Source organism: Lysinibacillus sp. PWR01, from assembly GCF_043359455.1.
Classification (GTDB): Bacteria; Bacillota; Bacilli; order Bacillales_A; family Planococcaceae; genus Lysinibacillus; species Lysinibacillus fusiformis_F.
This window is the reverse complement of sequence record NZ_JBHERJ010000084.1, coordinates 22,074-34,118: the sequence shown is the minus strand read 5'-3', so window position 1 is coordinate 34,118 and position 12,045 is coordinate 22,074. Positions and strand designations below refer to the sequence as shown.

Genomic DNA, 12,045 nt, shown 5'->3' with positions numbered 1-12,045 from the left:
TATGAGACCAATCTATTCTTTGAGTAGATTGGTCTTTTCTATATAAATTGGACACTATTTCATCAAGGGAAAGAAATAGATGAGTGTTTTTTGTGTGAATCTTCTCACAAAGGGGTATAATAAAAATGTGTCTTAATAATATTTACTCTACCTTAAAAAAATAGAGCTAAATATTATCATAGCCTACAACGAATTATTGTTGAGGCGTAAATAATTTTCTTGGAAGGGGAATAAAGAAGTATGAGTACAGTATTAAGTGTTACAAAGCGCGAAACTGGGCATCGTTCAACAATAACCCAACTTAGAAAAGGGGGAGCCATTCCTGCAGTTATTTACGGCTACAAAGTAGATTCAACCCCAATTTCTATTGCTGCAAAGGATTTTAAAAAATCCATTCAAAAAAATGGGCAAAACAGTGTGTTTTCACTAGAGTTAGAGGGGAAAAAAGTGAATGCTGTTGTGTCAGAGATACAGCAATGTTCATTGAAAGATGAAGTAAATCATATTGATTTTTTAGCCATTAATATGGCCGAGGAGCTAGAAGCGGATGTCCCAATAAAATTACTTGGACAGTCAGTTGGTGTGAGTGAGGGCGGTATTTTAATGCAGCCTAACTTAGAATTAAAAGTAAAAGTAAAACCAGCAGAGTTACCCGAATCAATGGATGTGGATATCTCATCATTGAAAATTGGGGAATCGCTAACAGTAGCAGATATTCGAGATGCTACATCTGTTGAAATTATTAGTGAAGATGATTATATGTTAGTAACTATTGTGGCGCCTGTTTCTGTAGAGGAAGAGACGACAGATAGTGAAGAAGAGCCAGTATAAAAGTAAATAACAGTTAAGGCTAATAAGGAGGCTATAGCTTTCTTATTAGCCTTATTTTTTTATGCCCTTTAACAATTGTACAAAATGCTTTCTAGGTGTGCTATATGGTAAAATAATGACTATTAGATTTGAAAGAAGCGAGGTACTTATGAAAATTATCGTTGGTTTAGGAAACCCAGGTAAACCGTATGAACATACAAGACATAATATTGGCTTTGATGTAATTGATGCTTTAGCAGAAAAATGGGGGGCGCCTTTAACAAATTCAAAATTTAACGGAATGTACACTACTGTACATCGACCAGAAGGAAAGGTTCTACTTGTTAAACCTTTAACATATATGAATTTATCAGGGGAATGTGTTGGACCCCTAATGGATTATTTTGATATTGAGGTAGAAGATTTAATTGTTATTTATGATGACTTGGATTTAGAAACAGGTAAATTACGTCTGCGACAAAAAGGAAGTGCAGGTGGCCATAACGGCATTAAATCGTTAATTCAACATTTAGGTACTCAGGAATTTAATCGTATTCGAGTTGGAATTAATCGTCCGCCAGCGGGCATGAAGGTAGCAGACTATGTATTAGCGAAATTTTCGAAGGAAGACCAAGTTCTTATGCAAGACGCTATTGTAAAGTCAGTAAATGCTGTTGAAGCATCTCTTTCAAAGCCGTTTCTTGATGTGATGAATCACTTTAACGCAAGCAAATAGATGGAAGTAATGAAATTTCTGTTAAAGTTTTTGGATAATTGGCATGGTGTAAGGTGAGCGATCAAATGCCTTACACTATCATTACAGCTAATGCTTGTAGTGAATAGTCTTCGCTACAAGTAAAAATTAATTCTCTAATTTTCAAGTTATTGCAATGATGATGACAGTGAAAAGTGCATAATCCTTTTTATAAATGTCTATACTTTAAGTAGAAAGTTGCTTAAAGGAGGATGATTTGGAGATGTCAGTTCGCTATCGATGTCGGCATTGTGAAGTAGAAATAGGGACACTACCATTTGATGCAGATGATACAATTCGAAAGTTGCATATTTTCGAATTGGGAGAAGCGGATGATTATGTTGAGAAAGATCAACATGGTCAAACGACTGTGCACTGCATTTGTGAGCAATGTGAGGATTCGCTGAGACAATATCCAGATTATCACGCACTCAATAAATGGATTCAATAATTGGAAGGATGCTTTGACACACTATATGTGTGTTCAAGGCTTTTTCCATTTTATAAATTAGCCATTAATAGAAATATGTAAAATAGCACTAGAATGATAGAAATAAAAATATAGAATTTTATGCTGAAAGGAGCTTTTGACTGTGGAGGTTTTACGACAGCTTGTGTCGCAGGATAAACATATTACATCATTTTTAAAGGAAGTTCAGAGCGGTCAAACTGCGTCACAGCTTATTACAGGTTTAACAGGAAGCGCACGCCCCGTAATGGTCGATGTGTTATTTGAATATGTAAAGAAGCCAATCTACATTGTCTCTCCTAATCTACTGCAGGCACAAAAAATGGTCGATGAGCTTGCTGGATTGTTAGGGGAAGAACATGTTCATTATTACCCAGCTGATGAATTTATTGCAGCCGATCTTTCTGTAGCTTCACCAGAACTTCGCGCGGAGCGAATCGCGACGCTTGATTGCTTAGCTAGAGGTGAGAAAGCTGTCTATGTAATACCTGTGGCTGGTTTACGTAAAATAATGCAGCCTAAGGAACACTGGCTACACTATTTTTTACAAACAGCCGTAGGCGATGATATTGAAATTGATATGTGGTTACAAACATTAGTTGAGATGGGCTATGTACGAAATTCGATGGTGACGTCACCTGGAGAGTTTGCGTTGCGTGGGGGTATTTTAGATATTTATCCACCTTATTTGGAAGCACCTATTCGTATAGAATTATTTGATACAGAGGTTGATTCCATTCGAACATTCTCAGCAGATGACCAACGTTCTATTGATAAATTACAAAAAATTCGTATTCTTCCTGCTTCTGAGGTTATTCTTACTAAATCAGAAAGACAGGCATTAGCAGGCCGTCTAGAAGTGGCGTTAGCAGCAAGTCTAAAGAAGGTAAAAAAGCAGGAGACAAAGGAACTCCTGTATCAGCATATTCAATATGATATTGAATTGTTACAGCAAGGCAATCTACCTGATTACGTAAACAAATATGGCTCATTATTATATGATAAAACAGCCTATTTGGGAGATTATTTTGAACATGATGGTATTGTCCTTTTTGACGAACTTGGACGTATTCAAGAGGTAATGGATGCGTGGGAACGCGAAGAAGATGAATGGTTTTTATCTTTAATTGAAGAAGGAAAAATGGTTCATGATGTCAAACCTGCCTTCTCATTAAAAGAAATACAGGCGATGTTGTCACAACAAAAGCTTTCATTTTCATTATTTTCGCGAACATTTGCGGGGATTACGTTTAATAAAACGACGAATTTTTCCTGCAAGCCTATGCAGCAATTTCATGGTCAAATGTCCTTGCTTCAAAGTGAGGTTGAACGCTGGTTACTTGGTAAATTTACCGTTCTAATCGTGGCAAGAGATAAAGAACGAGTGAAAAAAGTGCAGCAAATGCTTGAAGAATACGATATTCATACGTCATTAGGTGAACCAACAGAACCTGGTATTTATATTATAGATGGTGGCTTGTCGAGTGGCTTTGAATTACCTCTACAGCGTTTAGCAATTGTGACAGAAGATGAGCTCTTTAAACAGCAGGTAAAGAAAAAAGCACGTACACAAAAAATGACCAATGCTGAACGTATTAAAAGTTATACGGAAATTAAGCCAGGTGATTATGTTGTACATGTTCATCATGGGATTGGTAAATATATTGGTGTAGAAACATTAGAGGTCAATGGTACACATAAGGATTACTTGCATATACGATATCGTGCAGACGATAAATTATATGTACCTGTAGAGCAAATAGATTTAATCCAAAAATATGTGGCGTCAGAGGATCGTGAACCAAAGCTACATAAATTAGGTGGAGCTGAGTGGAAAAAGGCTAAAGCGAAGGTATCTTCTGCTGTACAGGATATTGCAGATGATTTAATAAAGCTGTATGCAAAGCGTGAAGCAGAGAAAGGGCATGCTTTTACACCTGATAATGATGATCAACGTAATTTTGAGGCGATGTTCCCCTATGAGGAAACAGAGGATCAGCTACGTTCAATTGTTGAAGTAAAACGAGATATGGAACGTGAACGCCCTATGGACCGTTTAGTATGTGGTGATGTAGGCTATGGTAAAACAGAGGTAGCCATTCGTGCCGCATTTAAGGCTATTCAAGATGGTAAACAAGTGGCATTCCTTGTCCCTACAACCATCTTAGCCCAGCAACATTATGAGACTATTCGTGAGCGCTTTCAGGATTTTGCTATTAATGTTGGAGTGTTATCTCGCTTCCGTACGAAAAAGGAGCAAACAGCCACATTAAAAGGATTAAAAGAAGGCCGAGTCGATATAGTTATTGGAACACACCGCATTTTATCCAAAGATTTAATTTTCCAAGACCTTGGTCTGTTAATTGTGGATGAAGAGCAACGTTTTGGTGTGACACATAAGGAAAAAATTAAGCAGTTAAAGACAAATGTCGATGTCTTAACTTTAACGGCTACACCAATCCCGAGGACACTTCATATGTCAATGGTAGGGGTCCGAGATTTATCTGTTATTGAAACGCCTCCTGCTAATCGTTTCCCGGTTCAAACATATGTGATGGAACACAGTGGTGCATTAGTGCGAGAAGCTATTGAGAGAGAAATGGCACGTGGCGGACAAGTGTTTTATTTATATAACCGTGTTGAAGATATGGCTCGAAGGGTTGAGGAGATTCAAGTGCTCGTCCCAGAAGCACGTATAGGCTTTGCTCATGGAAAAATGACAGAATCAGAGCTAGAATCAGTGATTTTAGCCTTTTTAGAGGGTGACTATGATGTGCTTGTCACAACAACGATTATCGAGACAGGTGTCGATATACCAAATGTAAATACATTAATTGTCCATGATGCTGATCGCATGGGCTTAGCCCAGCTCTACCAATTACGTGGGCGCGTTGGACGTTCTAACAGAGTAGCCTATGCGTATTTTATGTACCAACGCGACAAAGTTTTGACAGATGTAGCGGAGCAACGTTTGCAGGCAATTAAAGAATTTACAGAGCTTGGCTCAGGCTTTAAAATTGCGATGCGAGATTTATCTATTCGAGGAGCAGGAAACTTACTTGGAGCCCAGCAACATGGCTTTATTGATTCAGTCGGCTTTGATTTATATTCTCAAATGCTTCAGGATGCCATTGCTGAACGTCAAACAGGCGTGAAAAAAGAAGAAAAGCCAGATATTGAAATTTTGCTGAGTATTGATGCGTATATTCCAGACGTCTATATTCCAGATGGATATCAAAAAATCCAAATGTATAAACGAATTAAGGCCATGGATCAGGTGGAGGAGTATGACGAAATCATGGAGGAATTAGAGGATCGATTTGGCGATCTTCCAATTGAAACAGAGCGTTTACTTCGAATAGCAAGAATGAAAGTTTGGGGCTTAGATGCGGGAGTAGTATCTGTAAAGGAGAAGCAAAAACTTATTACAATACTATTGTCGGAACAAGGGACAACAAATGTCGATGGCAGTAAGATTATTGAAGAGTCGATGAAGTTTGAGCGTGCTGTTGGTTTTGGTATGGATGGCATGCAATTAAAATTAACAATAGATGAACGCAAGAGTGGGAAATATCAACCCTTTGATATGTTGGAAGAACTAATGCAAATTATTGATAAAGCAAAAAAGCAGCAATAGTCAAAAGGCTAATCTTATCTTTTACTGTAAAAGATAAGATGGCCTTTTTTTATGTTGATTCAGTAAACAACATCTGGAACACATTGAGCGGAGGAATAATTGATTTTTTCCAATATTTTTTATGAATTAATTATAGAAACTTATTCCTTGGGTAATCTAATAAGGAGTTGATTGATGTAATACTGCTTTTTTGAAAAAAATTGTTGGTTGTGAAATCCTTTTTCTTCAGTTTTTGCATAGATTGCTTAAATAAAAACCATACTATAGTTGAATAAAAATTTCATTGTAGCGAAAGCGAGGCATTAGAATGAAGGCAACAGGAATTGTTCGTCGTATTGATGATTTAGGGCGTGTAGTTATTCCAAAAGAAATTCGTAGGACGCTACGTATTCGTGAAGGCGACCCGCTTGAAATTTATACGGACCGAGAAGGCGAAGTCATTTTAAAAAAATATTCTCCCATCAATGATTTGGGGGAATTTGCAAGAGAATATGTTGAAACACTTTATGAAACAATGGGCACACCGGCGTTTGTCACTGACCGTGATGAAGTAATCGCTGTTGCAGGGATTGGGAAAAAGGAATATATTAATCGTCGCATTACGTCCTTTGCGGAAAGTTTTATGGACGAGCGCTCTACAAAAATTGAAAAAATGGAGACAACGATTGAAATTGTTCCTGGGCAATATGAGCAAGTAAAGTCATATTGTGCGACACCTATAATGGTGAATGGTGATCCGATCGGCTGTATTATCGTATTGTCTAAAGTACATTTTGTGGGTGAGGTAGAAGTCAAAGTAGTGGAAACCGCTGCAAACTTCTTAGCTAAACAAATGAATAGTTGATGCATGGAAAAGTTATTGCGAAGACCTTTAAGGCTGAACAATAACTTTTTTGCGTACATAAAGATTGATCATTATAGGAACAGTAGTGCTACTTGAAGCGTCAAACTTTTGAGATATGCTATACTATTGGCATTGTTAAGAAGGAAAGAGGGCAATTTATGTCGCAACGTTTTGGTATGAAAAGCTACATGAAGGGTGCTGCCTTATTGACGATAGCGGCCCTTATTGTAAAAGTTCTTAGTGCCATTTATCGTGTGCCTTTTCAAAATCTAGTTGGTGATGAAGGCTTTTATATCTATCAACAGGTATATCCAGTTATATCAATCTTCGTTGTTTGGACTTCTAGTGGCTTTGCTGTAGCCATTTCTAAAATGCTTGCAGACAATGATTGCATTGTTGATACAATAGAACGTGATGAAAGACGTAGCACTATTATGCGGGTTGTTTTCAGGTATTTGACGGTACTATCACTACTGTTTTTTGCTGTTTTATTTGGAGGTGCTGAAAAGATCGCCCAGTTGATGGGAGACATTCAATTGGCACCATTGATTCGCACAGGCTCCCTTGTAGTATTGGTTATGCCGGCGCTGGCTATTTTGAAAGGTAGCTTTCAATCAAGAGGAATTATGGAGCCCATTGCTTATGCTCAAGTACTTGAACAAGCAGTGAGAGTAACTGTTATTTTGACGGGGACCTTTATTATTATGACAACTACAAAATCACTTTATGGTGCGGGAAGAATGGCTGTTATCGGTACAGTAATTGGAGAAATTACGGCCTTGTTATTACTTGTTTATATCTCGTATAAACGTTTTGGTTTACTGCAAGTTAAACAATATCTACATCGTAATCCAAGTTTGCCTATCATTAAAGAGGTCACATGGCTGAGTTTGAGTGTCAGTATGAGCGGTCTACTACTACTCGGTTATCAGTTAGTCGATTCATTTACGATCTATTCATCATTAGTTGATCATGGCATGACTCCTACAATAGCGAAGGAAACGAAGGGGATTTATGATCGAGGACAACCGTTAGTTCAATTAGGTGTTGTCATTGCATCCTCATTGTCGCTGGCCATTGTGCCACTTGTTGCCCATTTGTCGAAAAAACAAGAGGGACGAAGTGCAGTTCCATTTATACAATTAACATACAAAGCATCCGTACTGTTCGGCTGGTCTGCTGCACTAGGCTTAATGCTAGTTATGCCTTATTTAAATGAAATGCTTTTTAAAACCAATTCCTTATCCGAGGTATTGATTGTCTATGTATTCCAAATCGTCCCATTGTCGATTATTCTTACATTTACAGCAATCTTACAAGGCTATGGAAAATTAAAAAAACCAGCTTTATTTTTAATATTAGGTTTTCTATTAAAAATGATTTTAAATGTACGATTAATCGGTTGGTTAGGTGTACTAGGCGCTGCCATCGCTAATGATATAGGATTATTATTAACAGCAATCTTGCTGATTATTTATTTAAAAACATTGACTGGCATCCAATTAGCCACAGGCGCTTTTTATAAAAAAGTAGGGATGGCATCTTTCAGTATGGCAATCGTCGTGCTTGTATGGTTACAGCTAGTGTCGGCCTTTTTAAACCATCTGATGTCTTCACGAATGATAGCTATGGTGGCGGGCTTGACGGCAGTATCTATTGGGGCGTTTGTTATGCTTACAATCATTGCCAAGAAACGAGTATTAGTAGAAAAAGAGTGGTATTTATTGCCGTTTGGACGTAGAATGGCTGTTTACCAACTTTGGCTAAATTCAAAGAAGTAGGTGTGGATATTGAATACATTAACAATTATTGGCTTAGGTGCAGGGGACTTTAATCAGCTGCAAATGGGTGTTTATAAAAAATTAAAGACTGCAAACAAATTATATGTACGTACAGTGGATCATCCGGTTTTAGAGGAATTAGCAGCAGAGGGTGTAGAATTCGAAAGCTTTGACAATGTATACGAAAAACACGATACATTCCAACCTGTTTATGAGGAAATAGCTGATTCCCTTATGGAGGCTACAGCTGTTGAGGATATTATGTATGCTGTGCCTGGCCACCCATTAGTTGCAGAGCAAACAGTGCAATTGCTTATTGCAGCAGCAAATGAAGGGAAAATTGAGCTAGTCATTGAGGGTGGTCAGAGTTTCTTAGATCCAATTTTTGGCGCATTAAAAATTGATCCAATTGAAGGCTTTCAATTACTTGATGGTACCAGCTTTTCAATGCATGACATTAACATGCGTCAGCATATCTTAATTGCTCAAGTATACGATACATTCAGTGCATCAGAAGTGAAGCTGACGTTGATGGAGAAATACGATGATGAATATCCTGTGACGGTTGTGACAGCTGCAGGATCTTCACAAGAACAGATTGTCACAGTGCCACTCTATGAACTCGATCAGAGTGTAGAAGTAAATAATTTAACAACGGTCTATGTACCACCTGTGAAATCACAGGAGGAGTCATTAAGAGATTGGACAACATTCCGCCAAATCATTGCAACGCTGAGAGGTCCGAATGGTTGTCCTTGGGATCAAAAGCAAACACATGATTCGTTAAAAAAATACTTACTTGAAGAAGCACATGAATACTTGGCTGCGGTAGATGCTGAAGATGATTTTGCAATGATTGAGGAACTAGGAGATGTGTTGTTACAAGTATTTTTACATGCACAAATAGGAGAAGATCAAGGCTACTTTACACTTGAAGATGTGTTAGCTTCAATCAGTGAAAAAATGATTCGTCGCCATCCTCACGTTTTTGGGGATGTTACAGTAGAAGATGCAGATAGTGTTGTGGCTAATTGGGAGGCCATCAAGGCTGAAGAAAAGGGAACTAGCGATAAAGCGTTATTAGATGAAGAGTATAGAGCATCATCTGCGTTACAAACAGCCTATAACTATCAAAAAAGAGCTGCAAAAGTGGGCTTTGACTGGCCAGATGTGGAGGGAGCATGGGATAAATTTGCCGAGGAGTGGCAGGAATTTCGCCATGAGGTGACGAAAGGCTCTAATGCATCTCGTCTTGATGAATTTGGTGATGTGCTGTTCACGCTAGTAAACTTAGCGCGTTTCTATAAATTGTCACCAGAAGAAGCTATGCTACATGCAAATGAGAAATTTGCAAGGCGTTTCGGCTATGTTGAGCAACAGGTAAAGGCAAGTGGAAAACCATTTTCCGATTTTACATTAGAACAATTAGATGCATTTTGGAATGAAGCAAAGCAACTAGAAAAGGAGTAAGAATATGAGATTAGATAAGTTTTTAAAAGTATCCCGTTTAATAAAGCGCCGCACTTTAGCCAAAGAAGTGGCAGATCAGGGCCGTATCACAATCAATGAAAAGATTGCAAAAGCAAGCAGTTCAGTAAAAGCAGGTGATGAGCTTGCAATCCGTTTCGGTCAAAAAATAGTAACAGCACGTGTAGAAGAATTACGTGATACTGTGAAAAAAGAAGATGCAGCAAAAATGTTTACCATTTTGAAAGAAGAACGACTGGATAAGATTGAGCCTGAATTTATTGATGATGAGGAATAAAGCTAAATTTAATTTCTAGCCCTCCTAATGTTGTCCCACCTTTCTTTTTGTGGGTGAAAGTATTACACAACTTAAATAAAGTTGTCATGCTTTGAAGGTTGTCCGCATAAAGTGAACAGAAGCTAGGACGACTAAAGGAGGAAAAAAATGACGCTACATCAAGAAAGTAATCGTTACACAATTCCATCTGGAGAGCATATTTTAACGATTCGTAATCGTAAAAGAATGGACATGACTTCTGTAAAATCAATTGAACGCTTTGATCAGGAAGAGTTTTTCATTAAGACGTCCCAAGGGCACTTGTTAATCCGTGGAGAGGAACTGCATATCGTTCATTTAGATGTTGACAAAGGATTATTGACGCTTGAAGGAACTGTAAAAACCTTACAGTATGACGAGGAGGAAAGTGGCTTCTCGAAAGGTTTCCTTCATAAGTTATTTGGATGATTGTCAGTGAACAATTTTACCAATTAATTGTCATGGTTTTGAGCGGTATAGCAGTTGGTTTCATAATTGATAGTATAAGGCTCATTGTTTTTTCAACTCCAAAAAGGTCAAGCCTTCGAAAGTGGATGATGGTTGTTGAGTTAATAGCATGGATTCTACTTGGAGGATTGACATACTATTTATTATTTTGGCTAAAAGATGGCGCTTGGCGGGCTTATGACCCGCTAGCGCAAATAGCCGGAATTTTTTTGTATCAAACGTTTTTTCAAACCTTTTTACGTTTCGTTGCTAGAATTTTGGTGAATATAACATGGAGACCCTTCTGGTTCATTGTACGCTTCATAGTTACTGTTATTCGACAAATTTTGCAATTATTCATAAATATTGTTATGTTTGTTATAAGACCTTTTGTCAAAATTTATTCGTATTTGTCCTACACTTTTTTAAAAAAATTACGATATTTGAAGTATAATAAAAAGCAACAATAATTTTCGGAGGTGCGGGCATGACTAGACGTCATTCATCAAATGATGAATCACAAAACTTCACGAAGCTTGATAATGACTATGTCCGTAACACGGATAGAGCTATAAATCGCAAACAACAGGCTCGAAAACGTAAAATACGTCGTATTGTCTTTTTTGCGATTGTACCAGTCATTATTATTGCTCTTCTCTTAAATGTGCTGTCACATCAAAATGAAACATTAGCAGCAAAAGATAAATCCAAGGAAGAAGCGAATCAGCATCTCACTGAATTGAAAGAAGAACAAGATACATTAAATCTTAAAATCAAACAATTACAGGATGATGAATATATCGCAAAGCTATTAAGAAAAGAGTACTACTTATCGGAAAAAGGTGAGATTATTTTCATAATTCCAGATAAGGAAGATAAAAAAGACGACTGAAAAGCTATGTATTGTTGACACTCTTTTATTGTTATATATAATGAAAAGAGAAGCTTATTGCAGTAAAAAGTTTGATTAAATTGATTACATGGCTCAAAAGAGTCGCTTAATTTTTAAGGAGGAGCATTTTTTTTATGTCAATTGAAGTAGGCAGCAAGGTACAAGGTAAAGTAACAGGAATCACAAATTTTGGAGCATTCGTTGAGCTGCCAGATGGCAAAACAGGCTTAGTTCACATTAGTGAAGTTGCTGACAATTATGTAAAAGATATCAATGAGCATCTAAAAGTTGGAGATGAAGTTGAAGTAAAAGTGATGAATGTTGAAGCGGACGGAAAGATTGGTCTTTCAATCCGTAAAGCAAAGCCTCAAGCTGAGAGACCAGAGCGTCCAGCACGCCCACGTCGTGATAATCGTTCTAATGATCGCAACGAACGCCACCAGCCAAAAGAAAATTTTGAGCAAAAAATGGCACGCTTCTTAAAAGATAGTGATGAACGTCTAGCAACACTTAAACGTGCTACAGAATCAAAACGCGGAGGTCGCGGAGCTAGAAGAGGGTAGTTTGCTGACTGTTTTAATCGTAGAAAAAGTGTATGAAATAGAGTTGGGAGTAGCTTTTTAAAAAG

The 12,045-nt window shown here is 37.6% G+C and carries 12 protein-coding genes; all 12 read left to right on the top strand.

Annotated elements, in window-relative coordinates; translation table 11 throughout:
• The first annotated feature begins 240 nt into the window (after positions 1 to 240).
• The 12 genes from ACEVFT_RS19020 (at position 241) to ACEVFT_RS18965 (ending at position 11,980) form a co-directional block, all read left to right on the top strand.
• On the top strand, positions 241 to 831 hold the full coding sequence (locus ACEVFT_RS19020; RefSeq protein ID WP_393951017.1) for a 50S ribosomal protein L25/general stress protein Ctc: 591 nt from the start codon (positions 241 to 243) through the stop codon (positions 829 to 831).
• Positions 832 to 979: 148 nt separating this feature from the next.
• Positions 980 to 1,546, top strand: coding sequence for an aminoacyl-tRNA hydrolase (gene pth / locus ACEVFT_RS19015; RefSeq protein WP_205446360.1), 567 nt, complete (start codon positions 980 to 982; stop codon positions 1,544 to 1,546).
• 241 nt (positions 1,547 to 1,787) lie between these two features.
• The gene (locus ACEVFT_RS19010) at positions 1,788 to 2,015 is read left to right on the top strand and encodes an anti-sigma-F factor Fin (RefSeq protein ID WP_016993788.1); all 228 of its coding nucleotides are present in this window, start codon (positions 1,788 to 1,790) and stop codon (positions 2,013 to 2,015) included.
• Between the two features lie 142 nt (positions 2,016 to 2,157).
• Positions 2,158 to 5,670, top strand: coding sequence for a transcription-repair coupling factor (gene mfd / locus ACEVFT_RS19005; RefSeq protein ID WP_205446361.1), 3,513 nt, complete (start codon positions 2,158 to 2,160; stop codon positions 5,668 to 5,670).
• A 307-nt stretch (positions 5,671 to 5,977) separates the two neighbouring features.
• Positions 5,978 to 6,514 carry a stage V sporulation protein T gene (spoVT, locus tag ACEVFT_RS19000; RefSeq protein WP_004229174.1) on the top strand — a complete coding sequence of 179 codons (537 nt, stop codon included), beginning with the start codon at positions 5,978 to 5,980 and terminating at the stop codon, positions 6,512 to 6,514.
• 158 nt (positions 6,515 to 6,672) lie between these two features.
• A complete protein-coding gene (locus tag ACEVFT_RS18995) occupies positions 6,673 to 8,295 on the top strand; it encodes a putative polysaccharide biosynthesis protein (RefSeq protein ID WP_393951016.1) in 1,623 nt (540 codons plus the stop codon).
• A 9-nt stretch (positions 8,296 to 8,304) separates the two neighbouring features.
• Positions 8,305 to 9,765, top strand: a complete 1,461-nt coding sequence (yabN, locus tag ACEVFT_RS18990; RefSeq protein ID WP_205446363.1) for a bifunctional methyltransferase/pyrophosphohydrolase YabN — start codon at positions 8,305 to 8,307, stop codon at positions 9,763 to 9,765.
• 4 nt (positions 9,766 to 9,769) lie between these two features.
• A complete protein-coding gene (locus ACEVFT_RS18985) occupies positions 9,770 to 10,060 on the top strand; it encodes an RNA-binding S4 domain-containing protein (protein WP_205446364.1) in 291 nt (96 codons plus the stop codon).
• A 147-nt stretch (positions 10,061 to 10,207) separates the two neighbouring features.
• Complete coding sequence (yabP, locus tag ACEVFT_RS18980) at positions 10,208 to 10,507, top strand: sporulation protein YabP (protein WP_004229167.1); 300 nt, start codon at positions 10,208 to 10,210, stop codon at positions 10,505 to 10,507.
• Complete coding sequence (yabQ, locus tag ACEVFT_RS18975; protein ID WP_205446365.1) at positions 10,504 to 10,995, top strand: spore cortex biosynthesis protein YabQ; 492 nt, start codon at positions 10,504 to 10,506, stop codon at positions 10,993 to 10,995. Before yabP ends, yabQ begins: the two co-directional genes overlap by 4 nt.
• A 17-nt stretch (positions 10,996 to 11,012) precedes the next feature.
• The gene (locus tag ACEVFT_RS18970; protein WP_393951015.1) at positions 11,013 to 11,417 is read left to right on the top strand and encodes an FtsB family cell division protein; all 405 of its coding nucleotides are present in this window, start codon (positions 11,013 to 11,015) and stop codon (positions 11,415 to 11,417) included.
• Positions 11,418 to 11,551: 134 nt separating this feature from the next.
• Complete coding sequence (locus tag ACEVFT_RS18965) at positions 11,552 to 11,980, top strand: S1 domain-containing RNA-binding protein (RefSeq protein WP_004229154.1); 429 nt, start codon at positions 11,552 to 11,554, stop codon at positions 11,978 to 11,980.
• Positions 11,981 to 12,045: the final 65 nt, after the last annotated feature.

Coding starts and splice junctions, on each gene's coding strand:
- ACEVFT_RS19020 (WP_393951017.1), top strand. CDS start 241: ATGAGTACAGTATTAAGTGTTACAAAGCGCGAAACTGGGCATCGTTCA.
- pth (WP_205446360.1), top strand. CDS start 980: ATGAAAATTATCGTTGGTTTAGGAAACCCAGGTAAACCGTATGAACAT.
- ACEVFT_RS19010 (WP_016993788.1), top strand. CDS start 1,788: ATGTCAGTTCGCTATCGATGTCGGCATTGTGAAGTAGAAATAGGGACA.
- spoVT (WP_004229174.1), top strand. CDS start 5,978: ATGAAGGCAACAGGAATTGTTCGTCGTATTGATGATTTAGGGCGTGTA.
- ACEVFT_RS18995 (WP_393951016.1), top strand. CDS start 6,673: ATGTCGCAACGTTTTGGTATGAAAAGCTACATGAAGGGTGCTGCCTTA.
- ACEVFT_RS18985 (WP_205446364.1), top strand. CDS start 9,770: ATGAGATTAGATAAGTTTTTAAAAGTATCCCGTTTAATAAAGCGCCGC.
- yabP (WP_004229167.1), top strand. CDS start 10,208: ATGACGCTACATCAAGAAAGTAATCGTTACACAATTCCATCTGGAGAG.
- yabQ (WP_205446365.1), top strand. CDS start 10,504: ATGATTGTCAGTGAACAATTTTACCAATTAATTGTCATGGTTTTGAGC.
- ACEVFT_RS18970 (WP_393951015.1), top strand. CDS start 11,013: ATGACTAGACGTCATTCATCAAATGATGAATCACAAAACTTCACGAAG.
- ACEVFT_RS18965 (WP_004229154.1), top strand. CDS start 11,552: ATGTCAATTGAAGTAGGCAGCAAGGTACAAGGTAAAGTAACAGGAATC.